Raw genomic sequence first — 22,727 nt, forward strand, 5'->3', positions numbered from 1 at the left:
GCGAGGGAGGAAAATTTGGCTGACGCAGTCGCGAAGGGGCAGGAGTCTGCCCAATCGATTCCTGCGCTTTTGGCGCGGAACGTGGCCCGATATGGTGGCTACCCCGCCTATCGCGAAAAGGAATTCGGGATCTGGCAGAGCTGGAGCTGGGCCGAAGCGGCCGAGGAAATCCGCGCGATGGCGCTGGGCTTCCTGAGCCTCGGCGTGGAACGGGGCGATTATATCGCCATCATCGGACGCAACCGCCCCATGCATTACTGGTCGATGGTCGCGGCGCAGATGTGCGGCGCGATTCCGGTGCCGCTCTATCAGGACGCGGCGGCCGACGAGATGGCCTATGTGATGGAGCATTGCGGTGCGCGCTTCGTCGTCTGCGGCGATCAGGAGCAGGTCGACAAGATCGTCGAGATCGAGGACCGCATCCACGCGATCACCCATGTCACCTACACCGACAAGCGCGGCATGCGGAAATACGACCATTCGCGCATGAACGCGCTTGAGGACGTGCAGGCCGAGGGCCGCGCGGGCCATTCGCGCTACGAGGCCGAGCTGGACAAGCGCATTGCCGAGCTGACCTATGACAGCACCTGCGTGATGCTCTACACCTCGGGCACGACGGGCAAGCCGAAGGGCGTGGTCCTGTCGAACCGCAACATCATCGAGACCGCCAAGGCGTCCTCGGAATTCGATCACCTGAATCATAATGACGAGGTTCTGGCCTACCTGCCGATGGCATGGGTGGGCGATTTCATCTTCTCGATCGGGCAGGCCTATTGGTCGGGCTTCACCGTGAACTGCCCGGAAAGCCCCGAGACGATGATGATCGACCTGCGCGAGATCGGGCCGACCTATTTCTTCGCGCCGCCGCGGGTCTTCGAGAACCAGCTGACCTCGGTGATGATCCGCATGGAAGATGCGGGCAAGCTGAAGAAGAAGCTGTTCGACCACTACATGAAGGTCGCGCGCGAAGTCGGTCCCGACATTCTCGACGGCAAGCCCGTCAGCTTCGGCAAGCGGATGTCCTATGCGCTGGGCAATTTCTTCGTCTATGGCCCTCTCAAGAACACGCTGGGTTTCTCGCGCATTCGCGTCGGCTACACGGCGGGCGAGGCGATCGGGCCGGAGATCTTCTCCTTCTACCGTTCGCTCGGGATCAACCTGAAGCAGCTCTACGGTCAGACCGAGGCTTCGGTTTTCATCACCCAGCAGCCCGATGGCGAAGTGCGCGCCGATACGGTGGGCGTGCCGTCCCCGGGCGTCGAGGTGAAGATCGCCGACAATGGCGAAGTCTTCTATCGCAGCCCCGGCACCTTTGTGGAGTATTACAAGAACGCTGAGAGCACGGCGTCGACCAAGGACCCGGAAGGCTGGGTCGCCACCGGCGATGCGGGCTTCTTCGAGGAAGACACCGGGCATCTGCGGATCATCGACCGCGCGAAGGACGTGGGCAAGATGGCCGACGGTCGCCTGTTCGCGCCGAAATATGTCGAGAACAAGCTGAAGTTCTACCCCTCGATCCTCGAGGCGGTGGTGTTCGGCGCAGGCAAGGACCGTTGCACGGCCTTCATCAATATCGACCTCACTGCGGTCGGCAACTGGGCCGAGCGCAACAACATCTCCTACGCCTCCTACCAGGAGCTTGCGGGCCATCCGCGCGTCTATGAGATGATCCGCGAGCATGTCGAAGAGGTGAATGAAAGCATCGCCGAAGACCCGATGCTCTCGGGCTGTCAGGTTCATCGCTTCCTGATCCTGCACAAGGAACTCGACGCCGATGACGGCGAGATGACCCGCACTCGCAAGGTGCGTCGCAACGTGATCGCCGAGAAGTTCAACGACCTGATCGAGGCGCTCTACGACGGGCGCGACGAGATCTACACCGAAACGGAAGTGACCTACGAGGACGGGCGCAAAGGCTCGATCAAGGCGACGCTGAAGATCGCCGACGCGAAGGTCGTGGCCCCGAAACAGATGGCGGAGGCGGCGGAATGAAAGACATGAACGAAGGTTACGTCACCGCCGACGGCCGCCAGATCGGCGGGGTCATCATGGAGATGAAGAACATCACGCTGCGCTTCGGCGGTGTGGTGGCGATCAAGGATATCTCCTTCGACATCCGCGAGGGCGAGATCCGCGCGATCATCGGGCCGAACGGCGCGGGGAAATCCTCGATGCTGAACGTCATCTCGGGCTTCTATATCCCGACCGAGGGCGAGGTGTTCTACAAGGGCATCAAGCGCGGGCCGATGAAGCCTTATCAGGTCGCGCGTCTCGGCATCGCGCGCACCTTCCAGAACATCGCGTTGTTCGACGGCATGTCGGTGCTCGACAACATCATGACCGGACGGCTGACCCATATGAAGAAGGGTCTCATGTCGCAGGCGGGCTGGTGGTGGACGGGTGCCGCCGCTGAAGAGCACGAGAACCGCGAGAAGGTCGAAAAGATCATCGACTTTCTCGAGATCCAGAATATCCGGAAAACGCCGGTGGGGCGTCTGCCTTACGGCCTGAAGAAGCGGGTCGAGCTGGCGCGTGCGCTCGCCGCCGAGCCGAAGATCCTTCTGCTCGACGAGCCGATGGCCGGGATGAACGTCGAAGAGAAAGAGGACATGAGCCGCTTCATCCTCGACGTGAACGACGAGTTCGGCACCACCATCGTCCTTATCGAACACGATATGGGCGTCGTGATGGACCTCTCCGACCGGGTCGTCGTGATGGATTACGGCAAGAAGATCGGTGACGGCACGCCCGACGAGGTGCGCAGCAATCAAGACGTGATCGACGCCTATCTGGGGGTGGCCCATGACTGAGACCATCCGCATCGCAACTCAGACATCGGAGGCGCGTCATGCCTGATATCGTTCTCTATGCCGCCGAGGTGACGCTGAACGGCCTGATGGCAGGGGTGCTCTATGCGCTCGTGGCGCTGGGCTTCGTGCTGATCTTCAAAGCCTCTGGCATCTTCAACTATGCGCAGGGCGTGCTCGCGCTCTTTGCCGCGCTGACGCTGGTCGGCATCCAGAAAGGGCAAGTGCCCTTTGCCCATCTCATCAACGCGATGACGGGCAATCACTACACGAATTTCCCGTGGGAGGTTCCGGCAATCGTCGCGATCCTGCTGGCGGCGGCCGTGATGGTCGTGCTCGCGATCATCATCGAGAAAGTGGTGCTCAAGCATCTGGTGAACCAGGCGCCGATCATCCTCTTCATGGCGACGATCGGGATGGCCTATTTCCTCGAAGGTTTCGGGGACGTGATGTGGGGCTCTGACATCAAGACGCTCGACGTGGGCCTGCCGCAGGGCATCAACGAGACCATCGACACCGTCACCTTCAACATGTTCGGCTACGGCTTCTTCATCGACAATCTCGATATCGTGGCGGCGATCGTCGCGGTGCTGCTGGTGTCGGCGCTGACCGTGTTCTCGCAATACTCCAAGCAGGGCCGGGCGCTGCGCGCGGTGGCCGACGATCACCAGGCCGCGCTGTCGGTCGGGATCTCACTGCGCTTCATCTGGATCCTCGTCTGGTCCATCGCGGGCTTCGTGGCGCTGGTCGCGGGCATCATGTGGGGCTCTAAATCGGGCGTGCAGTTCTCGCTGTCGCTGATCGCGCTCAAGGCGCTGCCGGTGCTGATGCTGGGCGGCTTCACCTCGATCCCGGGCGCCATTGTCGGCGGTCTGATCATCGGTGTGGGCGAGAAACTGTTTGAACTGCTGATCGGGGCCCCCTTCCTGGGTGGCGCGACCGAGAACTGGTTCGCCTATGTCCTCGCGCTCGTCTTCCTCGTGTTCCGGCCGCAGGGCCTGTTCGGCGAGAAGATCATCGAGAGGGTCTGACCGATGATCACGACGCTTTCACGCCACGGTGAAAAATTCCTTGATCGAGCCGCAGGGGTGCGACAAGCTGCCACATGTCGTGGCGTCAAGGGGAGGGGAGCCCAGTGTCGTCGCGCTGATGTGACGATCATTGGGAGGACCGTTACCGATGAAGACCTGTGCAACCGTGTTCACGATTGGCTGGGGAGCCGCGCTGGCATTCGGATGGATCGCGCTGGCCGCGCCGCCGGAAGAACCGACCACCTTGCAAACACTGAATATCGTGCTGGCCGCCTTGGGGGCGGGAGCCGGGCTCTGGGCCTGGGTGAGGATCCGGCGCGGCAACTGCTGACGGGAGACGACGCGCTCTCCCTGACGAAAGGGAGAGGCTGATGTTTTACCGCGAAGCAGGTGATTTCAAGACATCCTACCGGGAGGACAGTCAGACCTTTCCGATCAAGTTCGACCGGCTGCGCTATTATGCAGTGCTGGTGGTCGCCTTCGGGATCGTTCCGCTGTTCATCAACGACTACTGGGCGAACGCGGTCGCGGTACCCTTCCTGATCTACGCCATCGCGGCGATCGGGCTGAATATCCTCGTGGGCTATGCCGGGCAGGTGAGCCTTGGCACCGGGGGCTTCATGGCAGTGGGCGCCTATGCCGTCTACAAGCTGATGACGGCCTTCCCCGACATCAACATCTTCTTCCACGTCATCATCGCGGGGTTCATCACCGCCGCCGTCGGCGTGATCTTCGGCCTGCCGAGCCTGCGCATCAAAGGCTTCTACCTCGCGGTGGCGACGCTGGCGGCGCAGTTCTTCCTCGTCTGGCTCTTCAACAAGGTGCCGTGGTTCTACAACTACTCGGCCTCGGGTCAGATCAACGCGCCCGAGCGCACCGTCTTCGGCGTCTTCGTGACCGGCGCGCAGACCTCGGCGATGGCGAAATACATGTTCTGCCTGGTGATGCTGACGCTGGTGGCGCTGGTCGCGCGGAACCTGACGCGCGGCACGGTGGGGCGCAAATGGATGGCGATCCGCGACATGGATATCGCCGCCGAGATCATCGGGGTGAATCCGCTGACGACGAAACTGTCGGCCTTCGCGGTCAGCTCCTTCTTCATCGGCATCGCCGGCGCGCTGTTCTTCGCGGTCTATCTGGGCGCGGCAGAAGTGGGCGAAGCCTTCGGCATCCAGAAATCGTTCCTGATCCTCTTCATGGTGATCATCGGCGGTCTGGGCTCGATCTTCGGCTCGTTTGCGGGGGCGGCGTTCCTCGTGCTGCTGCCGGTCTTCCTGAAGAACGTGCTCGTCGGCACGCTCGGTTGGCCCACGGACCTCGCCGCGCATATCGAACTGATGATCGTGGGCGGGCTGATCGTGGCCTTCCTGATCGCGGAACCGCATGGCCTCGCGCAGCTCTGGCGCGTCGCGAAAGAGAAACTCCGGCTTTGGCCCTTCCCGCACTGACGGCCGGGCCGCCCAACACAAAGAACCGGGACACGCCCGGCGCAACACTCGAACATTCTGGGAGGAGAACCGAATGAAGAAGACCCTAACCGCACTGGTCGCGGCGGCGATGACGCTGACCACGGCCCCGGCTTTCGCCGAACTGGTGGTGCCGAACCTCAGCTATCGTACCGGGCCCTATGCCGCGAACGGCATTCCCTATGCCGATGGCTTCAACGACTATTTCACCCTGCTCAACGAGCGTGACGGCGGCATCGGCGGCGAGATGGTTGCCACTCCCGAATGCGAAACCGCCTATAACACCGAGAAGGGCGTGGAATGCTACGAGTCGACCAAGGGCGAAGGCGCGCTGGCCTATAACCCGCTCTCGACCGGCATCACCTATCAGCTGATCCCGAAGGTCACCGCTGACGGCATCACGCTCTACACCCCGGGCTACGGCCGCACCTCGGCTGCGAACGGCAAGGTGTTCAAGTGGGTCTTCAACTTCCCGGCCAACTACTGGGATGGCGCCTCGGTCGCGATCAAACACATCATTGATCAGGAAGGTGGCGACATCAGCGGTAAAAAAATCGCGCTGGTCTATCACAACTCCGCCTATGGCAAGGAGCCGATCCGCACGCTCGAAGAGCTGGCCAAGAAGCACGGTTTCGAGCTGTCGACCCTGCCCGTCGACCACCCCGGTCAGGAGCAGAAGTCGCAATGGCTGCAGATCCGTCGTGACAAGCCCGACTATGTCCTGATGTGGGGCTGGGGCGTCATGAACCAGGTCGCCATCCAGGAAGCCGTGAACATCCGCTTCCCGATGGATCACTTCATCGGCGTCTGGTGGTCGGGTTCGGAGAACGACGTGGCTCCGGCAGGCGACAAGGCCTCGGGCTACAAGGCGCTCTCGTTCCACGGCACCGGCATGGACTACCCGGTCTATGCGGACCTCAAGCAATATGTCGTCGATGCCGGCAAGGCGTCGGGCGCAGGCGATCAGGTCGGCACGATGCTCTATTCGCGCGGCATGTACGCGGCGATGATCATCTCGGAAGCGATCCGCAAGGCGCAGGAGATGGCCGGCAAGTCGAACGTCAACGCCGCTGAAGTGCGCGACGGTTTCGAGAACCTCGACCTCACCGAAGCCCGTCTGGAAGAGCTCGGCCTGCCGAACTTCGCCCAGCCGATCAAGGCAAGCTGCGAGAACCACGGGGGCCCCGGCTCCGCCAAGGTCTTCCAGTGGGATGCCGGTGCGAAGAAGTGGAACGAAGCCTCTGACTGGATCGAATCCGACAAGGACGTGCTGAACCCGCTGATCGAAGAAGATTCCGCAGCCTTCGCTTCGGAAAACAACATCACCGACCAGTGTAACTGATCGAAAACGGCCTCCGGCGCGCGCCGCCGGGGGCCACCCCAACGTCCCGGAGAGAACCATGCTCGACGCTTCGAAAACCGATAACACCCTTCTAGAGGTCAACAATATCGAGGTGATCTACAATCACGTCATCCTCGTGCTGAAAGGGGTGAGCCTGAGCGTGCCCAAGGGCGGGATCACCGCGCTTCTGGGCGGCAACGGCGCGGGCAAGACGACGACGCTCAAGGCGATCTCCAACCTGCTCAAATCCGAGCGCGGCGAGGTGACGAAAGGCTCGATCACCTATCGCGGCGAACGGGTGCAGGACGGCTCCCCCGCCGATCTGGTCCGCAAGGGCGTGATCCAGGTGATGGAGGGGCGCCATTGCTTCGAACACCTGACCGTCGAGGAAAACCTGCTGACCGGCGCCTATACCCGCAAGGACGGGCGCGCCGCGATCCAGGCCGATCTCGAGATGGTCTACGACTACTTCCCGCGCCTCAAGGAGCGCCGCAAATCGCAGGCGGGCTATACCTCGGGCGGGGAGCAGCAGATGGTCGCGATGGGCCGCGCGCTGATGAGCCGCCCCGAGACGATCCTGCTGGACGAGCCTTCGATGGGTCTCGCGCCGCAGCTGGTGGAGCAGATCTTCGAGATCGTGAAATCGGTCAACGAGAACGAGGGCGTGACCTTCCTTCTGGCCGAGCAGAACACCAATGTCGCGCTGCGCTACGCCCATTACGGCTACATCCTCGAGAGCGGCCGCATCGTGATGGACGGTCCCGCAGCCGAGCTGCGCGAGAACCCGGACGTGAAGGAATTCTACCTCGGCATGTCCGACGAAGGCCGCAAGAGCTTCCGCGACGTGCGCAGCTATCGCCGCCGCAAGCGCTGGCTGGCGTAACGGTAACTTACTGATTCAATTGAATTGCTGCGCAGCATTTTGGGCGCGGAATAGGAGCGGTTTGTCCGCTGAATGGAAAGGGTCGAGAGATGCGCGAACATTTCGACGAATTGGAAACCCGCAGCGCCGACGCGCGTGAGGCCTCTCTGGCGGAGTGCCTGCCGGCGCTGATTGACGCGGCGATGAAGGCTCCCGGGATCGCGGCGCATCTGCAAGGCGTAGACCCGAGCGCGATCACCTCGCGGGAGGCGCTCGCGAAGCTGCCGGTGCTGCGCAAGTCCGACCTCGGGGCCGCGCAGAAAGGCGCGCCGCCCTTCGGGGGGCTGGTCACGAAACCCGCCCATGCCTTCGCGCATATCTTCCAGTCGCCCGGCCCGATCTACGAGCCCGGCGATACCAGCCACAACTGGTGGCGGCTGGGGCGTTTCGTCCATGCCGCAGGCGTCGGTCCCGGCGATATCGTGCAGAACTGCTTCGGCTATCACCTCACCCCCGCGGGCATGATGTTCGAGAATGCCGCGCGCACGGTCGGCGCCGCCGTTCTGCCCGCAGGCACCGGCCAGACCGAACTGCAGGTGCGCGCCGCCGTCGATATCGGCACCACCACTTACGCGGGCACGCCCGATTACCTGCGCATCATTCTCGAGAAGGCCGAAGAGATGGGCGAGGCGCTGAAAATCACCAAGGCCACCGTGTCGGGCGGCGCGCTCTTCCCGAGCCTGCGTCAGGATTATGCGGATCGCGGCATCGCCTGCCTGCAATGCTACGCCACCGCCGATCTGGGCAATATCGCCTATGAGAGTTCCGCGATGGAGGGGATGATCGTCGACGAGGGCGTGATCGTCGAGATCGTCCGCCCCGGCACCGGCGATCCGGTGGCCCCCGGCGAGGTTGGAGAAGTCGTCGTGACCACGCTCAATCCCGACTACCCGCTGATCCGTTTCGCCACCGGCGACCTCTCGGCGGTGATGGAAGGCGTCAGCCCCTGCGGACGCACCAATATGCGCATCAAAGGCTGGATGGGCCGCGCCGATCAAACCACCAAGATCAAGGGCATGTTCGTCCGTCCTGAGCAGGTCGCCAGCTTCGTCTCGGCCCATGCAGAGGTGCAAAAGGCCCGTGTCATCGCCACCCGTGACGGCGAGATGGACGTGATGACCGTGCAGATCGAAACCGAGGCCGACGATCCCGCCCGCTTCGACGGTGGTATCCGCGAGGCGCTGAAGATGAAGGGCGTGATCGAACTGGTGTCGCCCGGCTCTTTGCCCAATGATGGGAAGGTCATCGACGACCAGCGCAAATACGACTGAGGAACCGCGCGCGCACTCGAGGGGTTTCTCCGGAAAGAGAGTGGAGGACCCCATGCGTAAACTTCTTCTGACAGGCGCCGCGATCGCGGCGCTTGGCCTTCCCGCCCATGCCGCCGATCTGGCGCTGGTGCTGGGCAATTCCGATTATCAGCGGATCGACGATCTTCGCTCGGGCACTGCCCTGACCGATAGCGAGGCAAAGCTGCAGACGGCGGGCTTCTCGGTGCTGATCGAAGATGATGCCGACGCGGCCGAAATCCGGTCCCGCTTCCGCGACTTCGTGACCCGCGCGCCCGAGGTCGAGCGGCTGGTCGTGGCGCTGTCGGGTCGTTTTGTCCATTCCGACGGCGAGACGTGGTATCTGCCAGTCGACGCCCGCGACACCTCGCTGCCCGAAGCGGTGAGCGAGGCGCTGCCGCTGTCTGCGGTGATGACCGTGCTCGCCGCCCATCCGGGGCGCGCTGTGCTGCTTCTCGGCGCTGCGGACGATGAGGGCAACGGCCAGGGCCTGACCCAGCCGGGGATCGGGACGCTCGACATTCCGCAGGGCGTGACCGTGCTGCGCGGCAGCCCTAAGGATGTCGCCAGCCTCATGTCGGGCAACCTGACCGAGCCCGGCGCTTCGCTGATGCAGTCGGCGCAGTCCGAAGACCTGCGCGCGAGTGGCTACATGCCGCGGGATTTCGTACTTGTCACCGAGCCGACGGGCAAGAAGCCCAGCCCGGTGAAAACCCCCGAGGCTGACCCGTCGGCCCCGTATTGGGACATGGCGCGATCCGAGGACACGATCACCGCCTATCAGCTCTATCTCGACCGCTATCCGAATGGCACCAATGCCGCTCAGGCGAAGCAGCGTATCCAGCAACTGCGTGACGAGCCTCAGCGGCAAGCGAAGGCTGCGGAAGAGGCGCTGAACCTCAGCCGCGATCAGCGTCGCGAGGTGCAGCAGAACCTGACGATCTTAAAATTCGACCCGAAAGGCGTCGATGGTATCTTCGGGCCCGGCTCGCGCGGGGCGATCGCGCGCTGGCAGAAGGCCAACGGCTTCGACGACACCAGCTATCTGACCCGCGCCCAGCTGACTGCGCTCTCGGCGCAGGGTGAGAAACGCGCCGCCGAGCTGAAGGCCGAGGCCGAGGCCCGTCAGGCCAAGATCGATCAGCAGGACCGCGCCTACTGGGAGCAGACCGGCAAGGCGGGTGACGAGGCCGGGCTGCGCGCCTACCTCAAGAAATATCCCGACGGGCTGTTTGCGGAACTCGCGCAGGAGCGGCTCGACAAGATCGAAGCGGATCGCCGCGATGAAGCGCAGTCGGCCGATCGCGCCGATTGGGACGTCGCACGCAAGGCCGACACCATCGCTAGCTACCGCGATTATCTGGCAAGCCGCTCCGACCCGGCCTTCAAAGCCGAGGCCGAGGCACGCATCGCCGAGCTGCAGCAACAGAATCAGCAAAGCGACGCGATGGACGCGGCCGCCGCGAAAGAGGCCGCCCTCAACCTGCCCGGCGTCGCGAAATCGCTGGTGGAGCAACGCCTTGCTCAGATGGGTCTCAAGCCCGGCAAGGTCGACGGTGTGTTCGACAAGGATACGCGCCGCGCGATTCGCCGCTATCAGACCGCGGGCGGGCTGGAAGCCACCGGCTATCTCGATCAGGCCACCGTGGCGCAGCTTCTGGCCGGGGCGATCGGCGCGCGCTAAGCGCCGATCCCTCTCAGCCTCAGATCGCTGAACAAAGGAAAAGGCCGCGCCGGGAAATCCCTGGCGCGGCCTTTATTCGTTTCGGCTCGGCTGCCTCAGCCCTGGCGGGCTTTGAAGCGCTTCTGCGTCTTGTTGATCACGTAGACGCGGCCTTTGCGGCGCACGACCTGGCAATCGCGATGACGCTGCTTGAGCGAGCGGAGCGAGTTGCGGACCTTCATCGGCCTTCTCCTGTATCGCGGCGCGCGGTGCGCCTTGAAAAACGAATGCCCCGGGCTTGCAAGCCGGGGGCGGTGAATAGATGGTGGGCGGTACTGGGATCGAACCAGTGGCCACTACGATGTCAACGTAGTGCTCTACCGCTGAGCTAACCGCCCACACCCGTGCGATCCCGTTTGATGCCTTTGATTCGCGCTTGCGGCTAGGCCGCGAAGGGAACCGAAAGGCGCGGTGTCGCGTCGGTCTGGGGGTCTATATAAAGAGTCGAAACGGCTTTCAAGAGGGTTTTGGCGTGAAAGCGTTCCAGTGTAAGATATTAGGCGATCATAAGAGGTTTCATGTCCGACAGCCCAGCCCTTTTGCCGCCGTTCCGGCTGGTTCGCCCCAAGGCGTTGCGGACGGCTGCAGTCTTCGCCTCGCCCCATTCCGGTGCGCAATACCCGCATAGCCTGCAGGAACGGGCCGTTCTGGACATGCTGCGCCTGCGGTCTTCCGAAGATGCTTTCGTCGATGAGCTGCTGGCGGACGTTCCGCGATTCGGCGCGCCGCTTCTCTGCGCGCAGTATCCGAGGGCCTGGGTCGATCTCAACCGGGCGGAGGACGAACTTGATTCGGCGCTGATCGCCGGGCTAGACCGGGCGCATCCGGGGCCGCGCGTCGCTGCCGGTCTTGGGGTGATTCCACGTGTGGTGTCCGGTGCGCGGGCGATCTATCGCGGCAAGATCCCGATGATCGAGGCCGAGGCGCGGATCAACCATGTCTGGCGGCCCTATCACGCGCAGCTCGAGGCGCTGATGGCCGAGGCGCATGGGGCTTTCGGGCAGGCGATTCTGCTCGATATGCATTCGATGCCCTCCGAGGCTCTGGCCGCGACCGGGCCGCGCCGCGCGGAGATCGTGCTTGGCGATCGCTACGGCACCAGCGCCGACCGGGAGATCGTGCGCGAGATCGAACTGATCTTCGAAGGCGAAGGGCTGAACGTGGCGCGCAACAGCCCCTTTGCCGGGGCCTATATCACCCAGCGCTACGGGCATCCGCGCGAGGGGTATCACGCGATCCAGATCGAGATCGACCGCGCGCTCTACATGGATCAGCACCGCATCGCGCCGAACGAGAATTTCAATGCGTTCGCAGCGCTGATGAGCCGGGCGGCGCGTCAGATCGCCGATCTCGGGGCACATCCGCTGCGTCACGCAGCGGAGTAAGTCACTCCCCGTCCCAGCCGCGCCCGTTGCGGATCGCATCCGCCCCGAATCGCGCCCGGATCGCATCTTTCGCCCGCTCCGCGGTTGCGCGTTTGCCCGCGTAAGGATCGAGCAGGTCGCCCGCCGGATCGCGCCCATCGGCTGCCGTGAGGTCGGAAAACCCGATCCCGATCAGACGGTAGGCCTGCCCCTTCGGCAGCTTGTCGAACAGCGTCTCGCCCGCGCGATAGAGCGTGTCGGCCAATTGGCTGGGCTCCTCCAGCCGGGTCTGCCGGGTCACGGTCGCGAAATCGGCCTTTTTGAGCTTCAGCGTCACGGTCCGCCCCGCCAGATCGCGCGCCTTCATCCGGGCCGAGACCTTCTCGGCCAGATGCCACAGCTTGCCCATCAGCGCCTCGCGATCGGCGATGTCGGTGTTGAAGGTGGTCTCGTTCGACACCGATTTCATCGGCGAGTCGGGAGAGACGCGCCGCGCATCGAGACCGCTGGCCAACTCAAAGAGCCGCCGCCCCGACGCGCCGAAGCGGTCCTCCATCCGCGACAGCCCCGCGCGGCGGATATCGGCGAGCGTGCGGATGCCCGCGCGCCCCAAGGCCGAGCGCGTCGCCGCCCCCACGCCCCAAAGGATCGACACCGGCTTGTCGCGGAGAAACTCTTCCGTATCGCCGCGCCCGATCACCGAAAACCCGCGCGGCTTGTCGAGATCCGAGGCGATCTTGGCGAGAAACTTGTTATGCGAAAGACCGACCGAGGCCGTGACCCCGATCTCCGTCTCGATCTCGCGCGCAAGCCGCGCCATCAGGAGCGCGGGCGGCGCATGATGTAGCCGCTCCGTCCCGCCCAGATCGAGAAACGCCTCGTCGAGCGAGAGCGGCTCGATCAGCGGCGTCAGCTCGACCATCTTCGCCCGGATCTCGCGCGAGACGCTGGCGTAATGCTCCATCCGCGGTTTGATGATCACCGCATCGGGGCAAAGCTTGCGCGCCTGATACATCGGCATGGCCGAGCGCACGCCGGAGATTCGCGCGATATAGCAGCAGGTCGTCACCACCCCACGCGTGCCGCCGCCCACGATGACCGCCTGCGAAGACAGTTCGGGATTGTCGCGCTTCTCGACCGAGGCGTAGAAACTGTCGCAGTCGATATGTGCGATGGGCAGGTCGAACAGCTCCGGATGCGCCACGATCCGCGCCTTGCCGCAGGCGGGGCAACGCTTCGGCGCCTCGTCAAAACTCTTCAGGCAATGGCGGCAAAGGGCGGGCATGGGGACTCGATCCGGGGAATATCCCCTAGATACTCCTTCTTCCTCTTGGCGGAAATATCCCGGGGTGAATTGGCGTAGCCAAGAGGGGCAGCGCCCCTGACGCTGACGAAAAAGGGGCGGATCGCTCCGCCCCTCTCAATCGGTTTTCAGCTAGGTTTAGTGCAGCGGCACGCCATCGGCAGGCTTCGTGCCCCCCAAAGGCGCGCTGTGGCCGCCGACGATCAGGCCGTTCGGGCCCGCCGTCACCTCGACCGTCGCACCGTCCATGATCTCGCCGCCAAGGATCGCCTCGGCCAGCGGGTCCTGCAGCGAACGCTGGATCACCCGCTTCAGCGGACGTGCGCCATAGACCGGGTCGTAGCCCGCATCGGCGAGCCACTTGTGGGCCGACTCGTCCAGCTCCAGCGTGATCTTGCGCTGTGCCAGACGTTTCTCCAGCCGCTTGAGCTGGATCTCCACGATCCCGTCCATGTTCTCGCGGTTCAGGCGATCGAAGATCACCATCTCGTCGAGACGGTTCAGGAATTCGGGGCGGAAATGCGCCCGCACCGCATCCATCACCTGACGCTTGGCCTCGCCCGCATCCGTGCCTTCCGGCAGCTGACTGAGCGCCTGAGAGCCTAGGTTCGAGGTCAGCACGATCAGCGTCTGCTTGAAGTCGACCGTGCGGCCCTGACCATCGGTCAGCACGCCATCGTCGAGCACCTGCAGCAGCACGTTGAACACGTCCGGGTGCGCCTTCTCGACCTCGTCGAACAGCACGACCTGATAGGGACGCCGCCGGACCGCTTCGGTCAGAACGCCACCCTCGTCATAGCCGACATAGCCCGGAGGGGCACCGATCAGCCGCGCCACGGAGTGTTTCTCCATGAACTCGGACATGTCGATCCGCACCATCGCCTGATCGTCGTCGAACAGGTAATTCGCGACGGCCTTGGTCAGCTCGGTCTTACCCACACCGGTCGGGCCGAGGAAGAGGAACGAGCCCAGCGGGCGGTTCTCGTCGTTCAGCCCCGCACGCGCACGGCGCACGGCGTTCGACACGGCGGTGATCGCCGCATCCTGACCGACGACGCGCTTGTGCAGCTCGTCTTCCATCTTCAGCAGCTTCTCGCGCTCGCCCTCCAGCATCTTCGAGGTCGGAATGCCAGTCCAGCGTTCGACCACTTCGGCGATCTGCTCGGGGCGCACCGATTCCTCGACCATCAGCTCCTCGCCTTCGGCCTCGTCGGCTGCCGCGAGTTGCTTCTCGAGGCTCGGGATGATGCCGTAGCTCAGCTCGCCCGCGCGGGCGAGGTTGCCTTCGCGCTTGGCTTGATCGAGCTCGGCCCGGGCCTTGTCGAGCTGCTCTTTGAGGTTGCGACCCGATTCCAGCTTGTCCCGCTCGGCCTGCCATTTGGCAGTCATTTCCGAAGCGCGATCCTGCAGATCGGCCAGTTCCTTCTCGAGCTTCTCGAGACGGTCCTTCGACGCGGTGTCGTCCTCTTTCTTCAGCGCTTCCGCTTCGATCTGCATCTGCAGGATCTGACGGTCGAGCGCGTCGAGTTCCTCAGGCTTGCTGTCCACTTCCATGCGCAGACGCGAGGCGGCCTCGTCCACGAGGTCGATTGCCTTGTCGGGCAGGAAGCGGTCGGTGATGTAGCGATGCGAGAGCGTCGCAGCCGAGACCAGCGCCGAGTCGGAGATCTTCACCCCGTGGTGGAGTTCGTATTTCTCCTTGATACCGCGCAGAATCGAGATCGTGTCCTCGACCGTCGGCTCCTCCACCATCACAGGCTGGAAACGCCGGGCCAGAGCCGCGTCCTTCTCGACATATTTGCGGTATTCATCGAGCGTTGTGGCGCCCACGCAGTGCAGCTCACCACGGGCCAGCGCCGGTTTGATCAGGTTCGCCGCATCCATCGCGCCATCGGATTTCCCGGCACCCACGAGCGTGTGCATCTCGTCGATGAAGAGGATGATCTCGCCCGCAGCGGCCTCGATTTCCTTGAGGATCGCTTTCAGACGCTCTTCGAATTCACCGCGATATTTCGCACCGGCGATCAGCGCACCCATGTCGAGTGCGAGCAGCCGCTTGTCGCGCAGCGATTCCGGGACGTCCCCGTCGATGATACGCAGCGCGAGGCCTTCCGCGATCGCGGTCTTACCCACGCCAGGCTCACCGATCAGAACCGGGTTGTTCTTGGTCCGACGGCTCAGCACCTGCATGGTGCGCCGAATCTCGTCATCACGACCGATGATCGGGTCGATCTTGCCTTGCTCGGCAGCTTCGGTCAGATCGCGCGCGTATTTCTTGAGCGCCTCATAACCCTCTTCGGCCGAGGCCGAATCCGCCGTGCGGCCTTTGCGCAGATCGTTGATCGCGGCGTTGAGCTTCTGCGCCGTCACCGCGCCCGCATCGAGCGCATCCTTGGCCCGCGTGTTCACCATGGCCAGAGCCATCAGCACACGCTCCACCGGGACGAAGCTGTCGCCCGCTTTCTTGGCGATCTTCTCGGCCTCGTCGAGCACGCGCACGAGGCTCTGCTCGACATAGACCTGCCCGTCGCCGCCCGACACTTTCGGCAGTTTCGACACCGCCAGATCGACGGCTTCGAGCACGCGGGCAGGCTCGCCGCCGGCGCGCTTGATCAGATTGGCCGACAGCCCCTGATCGTCATCCATCAAAGCCTTCAGAAGATGCTCGGGCACCACACGTTGATGACCCTCGCGCATCGCGATCGTCTGCGCGGCCTGAAGGAAACCGCGAGACCGCTCCGTGAACTTCTCCATGTTCATCGGCATTCTCCTTTTTTAAAGCCCCCGGGATGTGTCTGGCCCTGAATAGGCGCCGTCCTGACCGGGTCTCGTTTTGAAAAATGGGATGTGGCGCATCCCGCTTCAAGAGCTTTATGGCGACCATTTCGCCGCAGGTGGAAACCAAAACGCAAGGTTTAGCGTTTACGCAAGGACACCCATGCAGGAGGCTCCGAGGATGCATCATGCCAGCGCCACGCGCATCGCGCGCCTGATTTACAACGCCGCGCAGCGCCGTTTCGAGGCGGTCGTTGAATTCTTCACCCCCGGGATCGCGCAGCCGCTGCGGGTGCCCGTTCGGGTCGAAGCCAGCCCGAATATTTCGCATCGCCAGCTTGCCCGCGCGCTGACCCGCGAAGCGCAACGTCGTGGCATCGGCGGGCTGTGATCCCGCGAACGGCTTGACGTAGCGGTGATTGATCCGCATCAGGGGGCGATCTTGAAAAGGAGCGTCCCGCGATGACCGACATGACCCTGCCCGCCGACGACCGTCTCATCGTCGCCCTCGACGTGCCGAGCGCCTATGAAGGCCTCGTGCTGGCGAACCAGCTGGGCGACTCGGTGTCCTTCTACAAGATCGGTCTGGGAATGCTCACCGGCGGCGGCCTCGCGCTGGCCAGCGAGCTGAAGCAGGATCAGGGCAAGCGCATCTTCCTCGATATGAAGCTGTTCGATATCGGCGCGACGGTCGAGAACGCAGTGCGCGGGCTGGCGCAGTTCGATCTCGACTTCCTGACCGTGCATGGCGACCCCTATGTGGTGAAGGCCGCCAAGGAAGGCGCCGCTGGCACCGATCTGAAAATCCTCGCCGTGACGATCCTGACCTCGCTCGACCGCGAGGACCTGAACGGTGCGCTGATCAAGGATGGCGCGATCAGCGACCTCGTTGCGGAACGTGCAGGCCGAGCCTTCGAGGCCGGTGCGGATGGCGTGATCGCCTCGCCGCAGGAAGCCGCGATGATCCGCGCGCTGCCCGAGGCGGAGGGCCGTCTGATCGTGACGCCGGGCGTGCGTCCCACCGGGGCCGATCTCGGCGATCAGAAGCGGATCGCGACTCCGGCAGCGGCGGTGGGCGCAGGTGCTGACCATATCGTCGTCGGCCGTCCGATCCACCGCGCGCCCGATCCGCGGGCTGCGGCGGAAGCGATCCTCAAAGAACTGCAGGGCTGATTAGCGTCTCTTACTGACCGTCGCCGCCTGTCGCCGGGCCGCTCGTCTTCGAGTCGGGCGCCACGTCGACCTTCGCGGCGTTCGGGTCGGACATCTGCTGCTCGCTCGGCGGATCGGTGGCGGCGTCGTCACCCCCGTCGATCGGCGTATCGGCAACGAGCCAGACCACGACACCCAGTGCCGCGACCAGCGCAACCAGGGTGAGTATCAGGCCGCCGATACTGCTCTGTCGGTTCGAATCCTTGGCCATTCTTGCTCGCCTCTTCGCTTTGATCCCTCGGTAAAGGAAACGCGAGGCTCTGACCTGCGTTCCTCCTCCCGTCATCAGATAGGCGGAGCATGGCGCAAAATGAAACGGCGCCCCGCAGGACGCCGCTTCACTTGCACGTGATCTGCGGAAGCGGGATCAGTTCGAGCCGCCGCTTTGCGTGGTGGCCTCAGCCGACGCGCCGCTCGTGTCGGTGCTGCCGCTGTCGCTGGCTGCCGCATCGCCCGAGGCGTCGGCGCTCGACGAATCCGCCGGGGCTGCGTTGTCGTTGTTCTCGATCGTCACCGAGGTTGCGCTCGCATCGCTCTCGGTGGGCGCAGTGCTGGCGCTTTCGTCCCCGGGCGACATCATGAGCCAAAGAACGATGCCGAGGGCGACGACGACCGCGCCCAGAACAAAATAGATGCCACCCAGACCCGAGCGTTCGTGATTATGCGTGTCAGACATGATGATCTCCTGTCGATTTTCATCTCTCTGTATTGGCGAGAGAACATCGATAGGCCGCTTCCAGTTCCCGCGATGCGCGGGAAGTCGCCGGCAGCGGTTTCGTCACAGGTCTTCAGTTCTCGTTGATGTCGTCATGCCATTGCTTCACCTGACCGCGCCGCACGCCCATCAGTTTGCGTAGCGCGAGCCATGCAATGATCGACAGAACCGCGAAGGTGATCAGCGTGATCGGCACCGAGTTTCCGACGATACCGATCCAGATCAGCCCGCCGGTGATCACCGCCCCGATCGAGAAGCCGAGGAAGATGAAGCCGGGAATGATCATCTCGGCTCCGCCCAGAACCAGACCGGCCAGAACCCAGACCCACGGAAGTTGCCAGAGGTCCATCACGCTTTCCTCAGAAGCTGGAAGGCGTCGGTGAAGGCCTCGAGGGCTGCGGCAGGCAGGATCACGGTCTGCTTGCCTTCGCCCTTGGCAACTTGAGCCAACGCGTCGACCTGTTTCAGCGCGACCTGATATTGCGCGGCTTCCAGGCCGTTCTTCGCAATCGCCAGCGCGACGACTTCCGTGGCATAGGCTTCGGCATCGGCAGAGATGCGGCGGGCTTCGGCCTCTTTCTGTGCCTGGAACAGCTGCGCTTCGGCGGCGAGTTCGACCGCGCGCTTCTTGCCCTCGGCCTCGGTCACCTGCGCCCGGCGCGCGCGCTCGGCATTGAGCTGTTGCAGCATCGCGGCGCGGGTCGCCTCGTCGAGATTGACGTCGAGAATCTCGGCGCGCGTCACCTCGATCCCCCAATCATCGACCATCACGGCGACCTGTTCGCGGACCTTCTCGATCAGGCGGGCGCGGTTCGATTGCACCTCGTCGAGCTCGATCACCCCGATCTCGGAGCGCACGATCCCCGCCACTGTCGTTGCGATCGCGGCGTCGACATCGCGGATGCGGTAGACGGTCTTTTCGGGTTCGGTGATCCGGTAGAAGACCGAGGTTTCGACCTTCACCAGCACGTTGTCAGCGGTGATCGCGTCCTGCATCGCGTTGGGCAGCTGGCGCTCGAGGATCGAGATCTTGTGCGGCACCCGGTCAAGGAAGGGCACGATGAAGTTGATGCCGGGACCGAGCACCGCGCGCAGCCGCCCGAAGCGCTCCACGACATGCTTCTCGGATTGCGGCACGATCCGCACGCCGAGGAAGACCGACAGGATCAACAGAACCGCGACGGCGATCATCACGATATCGCTGCCGGTTAGGGAATTAATGAAATACATCTGGGCCTCGACCTTCTGAACTCACACTTGATTACCGGGAAAGACGCGCAAGGCGAGCAGCGTCAGCACCACGAGCACGGCCCAGCCCCCGGGCCGTGAGATGAGCCAGACCGCGAGCGCGAAGCCGATCCCGAGGATACGACTGCTCGCGGTCGCGAGAAAGCCGAACAGCACGCCCATCAGGCGAATTCCATCAAATTGGGGGTCATCGACTGCTCCTTGTGGTTTTTCCACAAGTTTGCCGCAACTTCCGCGATTTGGGAAGGCTGTTGCGCTCAGCCTAGGCGTGCAGGCAGGCGCAGGCCGCGCAATACGTCGGCGCCGGACATCGGACGCTTGCCCGGGCGTTGGGCTTCGAGAATTTCCAGCGCGCCGGTGCCGCAGGCGATGGTAAACCCGTCGAGGATCTCGCCCGGTGCGCCGCTTCCCTCCGCCGGGGCCGCGCGCAGCAGCTTGATCCGTTCACCTGCGATTTCGGTCCAGGCGCCCGGGAAGGGCGAGAGCCCGTTGATATGCCGGATCACTTCATCGGAGGGACGCGTCCAATCGACCTGCGCCTCCGCCTTGTCGATCTTCGCGGCATAGGTGACGCCATCCTCGGGCTGCGGCTGCAGGATCAGCGAGTCGATCTCGGACAGCGCGTCGAGGATCAGCCGCGCGCCCATCGCGCTCAGCCGGTCATGCAGCTCGCCGGTGGTCTCGGTCGCGCCGATCTCGGTCGCTTCGCGCAGCAGAACCGGCCCGGTATCGAGCCCGGCCTCCATCTGCATGATGCAGATGCCCGTCTGGCTGTCGCCGGCCATGATCGCCCGGTGGATCGGGGCCGCCCCGCGCCAGCGCGGCAAAAGCGAGGCGTGGATATTCAGGCAGCCCTTCGCGGGCGCATCCAGAATGGCCTGCGGCAGGATCAGCCCGTAAGCCACCACGACTGCGATATCGGCGTTCAGCGCGGCGAAGGCCTCGCGATCATCGGGGGCTTTGAAATTCCGCGGGGTGCGCACTTCAATCCCCAGTTCCTCAGCCTTGGCATGAACCGGAGAGGGGCGCTCTTTCTTGCCGCGCCCGGCGGGACGGGGCGGCTGGCTATAGACGGCGACAACCTCATGCGCGCCGGCCAGCGCCTCCAGAACGGGGACGGAGAACTCCGGCGTTCCCATGAAGATGACGCGCATCGCTTAGCCTTTCGCGAGTTTCTTCGACTTCTGCACCAGCATCTTGCGGCGCAAGGGCGAGAGATGATCGACATACATCTTGCCGTTGAGGTGGTCGATCTGGTGCTGCACGCTCGTCGCCCAGAGGCCCACGAAATCGCGGTCCTCCATTTCGCCGTCCTCATTGAGGAAGCGCACCGTCACCGCGCGAGGCCGCTCGATCGGGGCGGAAATACCCGGCAGGTTGGGCGAGGCCTCTTCATGCTTGCGCATCTGCACCGACGCATGAAGCACTTCCGGATTCGCCATCCGCACAGCCTGACCGCGCTTGTCGGATGCGTCGACCACGGCGAGCCGCATCATGATGCCGATCTGGGGTGCTGCAAGCCCGACGCCGGGCATCGCATCCATCGTCTCGACCATGTCGTCCCAGATCATCCGAACGGTCTCGGTGATCGTCTCGACCGGCTCGGCGGGGCGATGCAGGCGGCGGTCGTCATAGGGGATGAAGGCGCGCGAAGCCATCAGAGGATCGGATCCTTGGCGGCGCCCGCACGGGCCCGCTCGCGCTTGAGCTTCTCCATCTTGCGGGTGATCATCTTGCGCTTCATCGGACCGAGATAGTCGATGAACAGCTTGCCGTTGAGGTGGTCGAACTCGTGCTGCGCGCAGGTCGCCCAGAGCGCGTCGAACTGTTCCTCATGACTTTGCCCGTCGAGGCCGAGCCACTTCATCCGCACTTCGGAGGGGCGCGTCACCTCGGCATATTGATCCGGGATCGACAGGCAGCCTTCCTCGTAGACATTGGTCTCTTCCGAGGTCCAGCTGATCTCGGGATTGATCAGAACCATCGGCTCGGGGGCCGCTTCCTTGTCCTTCACGCAATCCATCACGAAGATCCGCTTCATCACGCCGACCTGCGGCCCGGCCAAGCCGATGCCGGGCGCGTCATACATGGTCGCGAGCATGTCATCGGCGAGCTTGCGGATCTCGTCGTTAACTTCGGGTACCGGCTCGCAGACCTTTTTCAGGCGCGGATCGGGATGGATCAGGATCGGTCGTAGCGTCATGGGCAGGGATTTAGGCGAAGCAATGCGTCTGTGCAATGGCGGCGGTGATTGTGCCAGTGACAAAACGCCGTTTGTAACCCGGCTTTGCTTTTGCTCAGATGCGCCCAATCCGACCAGAGAGAGGCCTAGATGAGCAAACCCGACTTCGACGAAATCATCGACCGCGTAGGCACCCATTCGCAGAAATGGGACGGGATGGAAAAGTATTACGGGGTTTCGCCGGAAGACGGGATCGCGATGTGGGTCGCGGACATGGATTTCCGCCCGCCCACCTGCGTGCAGCGCGCGCTCGAGGATATGGTCGCGCAGGGTATCTATGGGTACTGGGGCGGCGAGGACGAGTACCGCGCCGCAATCCAGTGGTGGATGCGCGAGCGCCACGGCTGGGAGATCGAGCCGGACTGGATCTTCACGACTCACGGTCTGGTCAACGGCACGGCGCTCTGCGTCGATGCCTATACCGACCCGGGTGATGCGGTCGTTCTGATGACGCCGGTCTACCATGCCTTCGCGCGGGTCATCCGTGCGGCCGGGCGCGAGGTGCGCGAATGCCCGCTGAAACTGGTCGATGGCCGCTACGAGATGGATTTAGACGCCTGGGACGGGCTGATGACGGGGGCGGAGAAAATGCTCGTCCTCTGCTCGCCGCATAATCCCGGCGGGCGCGTCTGGACCCGCGCGGAGCTGGAAGCCACGGCGGCGTTCGCGAAGCGCCACGGGCTGGTGTTGGTCTCGGACGAGATTCACCATGACATCGTGATGCCGGGCGAAACCCATATCCCGATGGCGAATGCCGCGCCCGATCTGCCGCTGGTGATGATGACGGCCACCACGAAGACCTTCAACATCGCGGGCACGCATACGGGCAACGTCATCATCTCGGACCCGGATCTGCGCGCCCGATTCGCGACGCGGATGGCAGCATTGGGGATCTCGCCCAACAGTTTCGGCATCGCGATGGCGACGGCGGCCTACAGCCCCGAGGGGGCGGCGTGGGTCGATGAGTTGAACGCCTATCTCGATGAGAACCGCCGGATTTTCGATCAGGGGATCGCCGAGATCCCGGGGCTGCATTCGATGCCGCTCGAAGCGACCTATCTCGCTTGGGTCGATTTCTCCGGCACCGGAATGGAGCCCGAGGAATACAAGTCGCGTGTTCTGAAGGACGCGAAGATCGCGGTGAATTTCGGGGCGACTTTCGGTGCGGGGGGAGAAAAATTCCTGCGCTTCAACCTCGCCACGCCGCGGGCGCGGGTGAGCGAAGCGGTGGAGCGCTTGCAAGCCGCCTTCTCTGATCTGCAATGAAAAAAGGGCCGGTTTTCCGGCC

Annotated in this window: 24 protein-coding genes and 1 tRNA gene; 13 read left to right on the forward strand and 12 right to left on the reverse strand. The window is 63.7% G+C overall.

Annotation, left to right across the window (positions count from 1 at the left end; all coding sequences use genetic code 11):
• The first annotated feature begins 15 nt into the window (after positions 1–15).
• The 9 genes from ACZ7GB_RS11715 (at position 16) to ACZ7GB_RS11755 (ending at position 10,541) form a co-directional block, all read left to right on the forward strand.
• Complete coding sequence (locus ACZ7GB_RS11715) at positions 16–1,992, forward strand: long-chain fatty acid--CoA ligase (protein ID WP_152844728.1); 1,977 nt, start codon at positions 16–18, stop codon at positions 1,990–1,992.
• The gene (locus ACZ7GB_RS11720; RefSeq protein WP_078522363.1) at positions 1,989–2,810 is read left to right on the forward strand and encodes an ABC transporter ATP-binding protein; all 822 of its coding nucleotides are present in this window, start codon (positions 1,989–1,991) and stop codon (positions 2,808–2,810) included. Before ACZ7GB_RS11715 ends, ACZ7GB_RS11720 begins: the two co-directional genes overlap by 4 nt.
• Positions 2,811–2,848: 38 nt before the next feature.
• Positions 2,849–3,838 (forward strand): branched-chain amino acid ABC transporter permease, encoded by a 990-nt coding sequence (locus ACZ7GB_RS11725; protein ID WP_078550810.1) that lies wholly within the window; start codon positions 2,849–2,851, stop codon positions 3,836–3,838.
• 148 nt (positions 3,839–3,986) lie between these two features.
• Positions 3,987–4,169 (forward strand): hypothetical protein, encoded by a 183-nt coding sequence (locus tag ACZ7GB_RS11730; RefSeq protein ID WP_078541717.1) that lies wholly within the window; start codon positions 3,987–3,989, stop codon positions 4,167–4,169.
• 40 nt (positions 4,170–4,209) lie between these two features.
• A complete protein-coding gene (locus ACZ7GB_RS11735) occupies positions 4,210–5,286 on the forward strand; it encodes a branched-chain amino acid ABC transporter permease (RefSeq protein WP_078541718.1) in 1,077 nt (358 codons plus the stop codon).
• Between the two features lie 73 nt (positions 5,287–5,359).
• Positions 5,360–6,646 carry an ABC transporter substrate-binding protein gene (locus ACZ7GB_RS11740; protein WP_078522367.1) on the forward strand — a complete coding sequence of 429 codons (1,287 nt, stop codon included), beginning with the start codon at positions 5,360–5,362 and terminating at the stop codon, positions 6,644–6,646.
• A gap of 58 nt (positions 6,647–6,704) precedes the next feature.
• Positions 6,705–7,529: an ABC transporter ATP-binding protein gene (locus tag ACZ7GB_RS11745; protein WP_078550806.1), complete on the forward strand. Its 825-nt coding sequence runs from the start codon at positions 6,705–6,707 to the stop codon at positions 7,527–7,529.
• An 89-nt stretch (positions 7,530–7,618) separates the two neighbouring features.
• Positions 7,619–8,839 carry a phenylacetate--CoA ligase family protein gene (locus tag ACZ7GB_RS11750; protein ID WP_078602242.1) on the forward strand — a complete coding sequence of 407 codons (1,221 nt, stop codon included), beginning with the start codon at positions 7,619–7,621 and terminating at the stop codon, positions 8,837–8,839.
• A 52-nt stretch (positions 8,840–8,891) separates the two neighbouring features.
• On the forward strand, positions 8,892–10,541 hold the full coding sequence (locus ACZ7GB_RS11755; RefSeq protein ID WP_472158804.1) for a peptidoglycan-binding domain-containing protein: 1,650 nt from the start codon (positions 8,892–8,894) through the stop codon (positions 10,539–10,541).
• Positions 10,542–10,636: 95 nt separating this feature from the next.
• Here ACZ7GB_RS11755 and ykgO read toward each other — a convergent pair whose 3' ends face one another.
• Positions 10,637–10,762: a type B 50S ribosomal protein L36 gene (gene ykgO / locus ACZ7GB_RS11760; RefSeq protein ID WP_038074920.1), complete on the reverse strand. Its 126-nt coding sequence runs from the start codon at positions 10,760–10,762 to the stop codon at positions 10,637–10,639.
• A gap of 81 nt (positions 10,763–10,843) precedes the next feature.
• A tRNA-Val gene (locus ACZ7GB_RS11765) sits at positions 10,844–10,918 on the reverse strand.
• A gap of 180 nt (positions 10,919–11,098) precedes the next feature.
• Here ACZ7GB_RS11765 and ACZ7GB_RS11770 point away from each other — a divergent pair.
• Positions 11,099–11,965 carry an N-formylglutamate amidohydrolase gene (locus tag ACZ7GB_RS11770; protein ID WP_472158805.1) on the forward strand — a complete coding sequence of 289 codons (867 nt, stop codon included), beginning with the start codon at positions 11,099–11,101 and terminating at the stop codon, positions 11,963–11,965.
• Position 11,966: 1 nt separating this feature from the next.
• On the opposite strand, the gene ACZ7GB_RS11775 is transcribed toward ACZ7GB_RS11770, so the two are convergent.
• Both ACZ7GB_RS11775 and clpB read right to left on the reverse strand, forming a co-directional pair.
• Entirely contained in the window at positions 11,967–13,229 is a 1,263-nt protein-coding gene (locus ACZ7GB_RS11775; RefSeq protein WP_472158807.1) for a DNA polymerase IV, read from the reverse strand.
• Between the two features lie 156 nt (positions 13,230–13,385).
• Positions 13,386–16,007, reverse strand: a complete 2,622-nt coding sequence (clpB, locus tag ACZ7GB_RS11780; protein WP_078606054.1) for an ATP-dependent chaperone ClpB — start codon at positions 16,005–16,007, stop codon at positions 13,386–13,388.
• Positions 16,008–16,203: 196 nt separating this feature from the next.
• Here clpB and ACZ7GB_RS11785 point away from each other — a divergent pair, with 196 nt between their 5' ends.
• Both ACZ7GB_RS11785 and pyrF read left to right on the forward strand, forming a co-directional pair.
• The gene (locus ACZ7GB_RS11785; RefSeq protein ID WP_078541724.1) at positions 16,204–16,413 is read left to right on the forward strand and encodes a hypothetical protein; all 210 of its coding nucleotides are present in this window, start codon (positions 16,204–16,206) and stop codon (positions 16,411–16,413) included.
• A gap of 80 nt (positions 16,414–16,493) precedes the next feature.
• Positions 16,494–17,195 (forward strand): orotidine-5'-phosphate decarboxylase, encoded by a 702-nt coding sequence (gene pyrF / locus ACZ7GB_RS11790; RefSeq protein ID WP_078522415.1) that lies wholly within the window; start codon positions 16,494–16,496, stop codon positions 17,193–17,195.
• Between the two features lie 10 nt (positions 17,196–17,205).
• Here the strand turns inward: pyrF and ACZ7GB_RS11795 are convergent, their stop codons facing one another.
• The 8 genes from ACZ7GB_RS11795 to def (ACZ7GB_RS11830) form a co-directional block, all read right to left on the reverse strand.
• On the reverse strand, positions 17,206–17,445 hold the full coding sequence (locus ACZ7GB_RS11795; protein ID WP_078522374.1) for a hypothetical protein: 240 nt from the start codon (positions 17,443–17,445) through the stop codon (positions 17,206–17,208).
• Between the two features lie 156 nt (positions 17,446–17,601).
• A complete protein-coding gene (locus ACZ7GB_RS11800) occupies positions 17,602–17,910 on the reverse strand; it encodes a flagellar basal body-associated FliL family protein (RefSeq protein ID WP_078522375.1) in 309 nt (102 codons plus the stop codon).
• 112 nt (positions 17,911–18,022) lie between these two features.
• The gene (locus tag ACZ7GB_RS11805) at positions 18,023–18,298 is read right to left on the reverse strand and encodes an NfeD family protein (protein ID WP_078550788.1); all 276 of its coding nucleotides are present in this window, start codon (positions 18,296–18,298) and stop codon (positions 18,023–18,025) included.
• On the reverse strand, positions 18,298–19,140 hold the full coding sequence (locus ACZ7GB_RS11810) for an SPFH domain-containing protein (RefSeq protein ID WP_414717993.1): 843 nt from the start codon (positions 19,138–19,140) through the stop codon (positions 18,298–18,300). The genes ACZ7GB_RS11805 and ACZ7GB_RS11810 overlap by 1 nt, the downstream gene beginning before the upstream one ends.
• Positions 19,141–19,200: 60 nt before the next feature.
• A complete protein-coding gene (locus ACZ7GB_RS11815; RefSeq protein ID WP_165756939.1) occupies positions 19,201–19,359 on the reverse strand; it encodes a hypothetical protein in 159 nt (52 codons plus the stop codon).
• Between the two features lie 95 nt (positions 19,360–19,454).
• The gene (gene fmt / locus ACZ7GB_RS11820; RefSeq protein WP_472158809.1) at positions 19,455–20,351 is read right to left on the reverse strand and encodes a methionyl-tRNA formyltransferase; all 897 of its coding nucleotides are present in this window, start codon (positions 20,349–20,351) and stop codon (positions 19,455–19,457) included.
• A gap of 3 nt (positions 20,352–20,354) precedes the next feature.
• The gene (gene def, locus ACZ7GB_RS11825) at positions 20,355–20,855 is read right to left on the reverse strand and encodes a peptide deformylase (RefSeq protein WP_078522379.1); all 501 of its coding nucleotides are present in this window, start codon (positions 20,853–20,855) and stop codon (positions 20,355–20,357) included.
• Positions 20,855–21,400: a peptide deformylase gene (gene def / locus ACZ7GB_RS11830; protein ID WP_075775430.1), complete on the reverse strand. Its 546-nt coding sequence runs from the start codon at positions 21,398–21,400 to the stop codon at positions 20,855–20,857. Before def (ACZ7GB_RS11830) ends, def (ACZ7GB_RS11825) begins: the two co-directional genes overlap by 1 nt.
• Before the next feature lie 129 nt (positions 21,401–21,529).
• On the opposite strand from def (ACZ7GB_RS11830), the gene ACZ7GB_RS11835 reads away from it, so the two are divergent.
• Entirely contained in the window at positions 21,530–22,705 is a 1,176-nt protein-coding gene (locus ACZ7GB_RS11835) for a MalY/PatB family protein (protein WP_472158810.1), read from the forward strand.
• Positions 22,706–22,727 lie beyond the last annotated feature (22 nt).

It is taken from the genome of Thioclava sp. PTB-PU3-1, from assembly GCF_055666785.1.

Coding starts and splice junctions, on each gene's coding strand:
- def (WP_075775430.1), bottom strand. CDS start 21,400: ATGACGCTACGACCGATCCTGATCCATCCCGATCCGCGCCTGAAAAAG.
- pyrF (WP_078522415.1), top strand. CDS start 16,494: ATGACCCTGCCCGCCGACGACCGTCTCATCGTCGCCCTCGACGTGCCG.
- ACZ7GB_RS11730 (WP_078541717.1), top strand. CDS start 3,987: ATGAAGACCTGTGCAACCGTGTTCACGATTGGCTGGGGAGCCGCGCTG.
- ACZ7GB_RS11815 (WP_165756939.1), bottom strand. CDS start 19,359: ATGGGCGTGCTGTTCGGCTTTCTCGCGACCGCGAGCAGTCGTATCCTC.
- ACZ7GB_RS11750 (WP_078602242.1), top strand. CDS start 7,619: ATGCGCGAACATTTCGACGAATTGGAAACCCGCAGCGCCGACGCGCGT.
- ACZ7GB_RS11725 (WP_078550810.1), top strand. CDS start 2,849: ATGCCTGATATCGTTCTCTATGCCGCCGAGGTGACGCTGAACGGCCTG.
- ACZ7GB_RS11755 (WP_472158804.1), top strand. CDS start 8,892: ATGCGTAAACTTCTTCTGACAGGCGCCGCGATCGCGGCGCTTGGCCTT.
- ACZ7GB_RS11775 (WP_472158807.1), bottom strand. CDS start 13,229: ATGCCCGCCCTTTGCCGCCATTGCCTGAAGAGTTTTGACGAGGCGCCG.
- ACZ7GB_RS11805 (WP_078550788.1), bottom strand. CDS start 18,298: ATGGACCTCTGGCAACTTCCGTGGGTCTGGGTTCTGGCCGGTCTGGTT.
- ACZ7GB_RS11770 (WP_472158805.1), top strand. CDS start 11,099: ATGTCCGACAGCCCAGCCCTTTTGCCGCCGTTCCGGCTGGTTCGCCCC.
- def (WP_078522379.1), bottom strand. CDS start 20,855: ATGGCTTCGCGCGCCTTCATCCCCTATGACGACCGCCGCCTGCATCGC.
- ACZ7GB_RS11745 (WP_078550806.1), top strand. CDS start 6,705: ATGCTCGACGCTTCGAAAACCGATAACACCCTTCTAGAGGTCAACAAT.
- ACZ7GB_RS11720 (WP_078522363.1), top strand. CDS start 1,989: ATGAAAGACATGAACGAAGGTTACGTCACCGCCGACGGCCGCCAGATC.
- clpB (WP_078606054.1), bottom strand. CDS start 16,007: ATGAACATGGAGAAGTTCACGGAGCGGTCTCGCGGTTTCCTTCAGGCC.
- ACZ7GB_RS11735 (WP_078541718.1), top strand. CDS start 4,210: ATGTTTTACCGCGAAGCAGGTGATTTCAAGACATCCTACCGGGAGGAC.
- ACZ7GB_RS11810 (WP_414717993.1), bottom strand. CDS start 19,140: ATGATCGCCGTCGCGGTTCTGTTGATCCTGTCGGTCTTCCTCGGCGTG.
- ACZ7GB_RS11740 (WP_078522367.1), top strand. CDS start 5,360: ATGAAGAAGACCCTAACCGCACTGGTCGCGGCGGCGATGACGCTGACC.
- ACZ7GB_RS11795 (WP_078522374.1), bottom strand. CDS start 17,445: ATGGCCAAGGATTCGAACCGACAGAGCAGTATCGGCGGCCTGATACTC.
- ykgO (WP_038074920.1), bottom strand. CDS start 10,762: ATGAAGGTCCGCAACTCGCTCCGCTCGCTCAAGCAGCGTCATCGCGAT.
- ACZ7GB_RS11835 (WP_472158810.1), top strand. CDS start 21,530: ATGAGCAAACCCGACTTCGACGAAATCATCGACCGCGTAGGCACCCAT.
- ACZ7GB_RS11800 (WP_078522375.1), bottom strand. CDS start 17,910: ATGTCTGACACGCATAATCACGAACGCTCGGGTCTGGGTGGCATCTAT.
- fmt (WP_472158809.1), bottom strand. CDS start 20,351: ATGCGCGTCATCTTCATGGGAACGCCGGAGTTCTCCGTCCCCGTTCTG.
- ACZ7GB_RS11785 (WP_078541724.1), top strand. CDS start 16,204: ATGCATCATGCCAGCGCCACGCGCATCGCGCGCCTGATTTACAACGCC.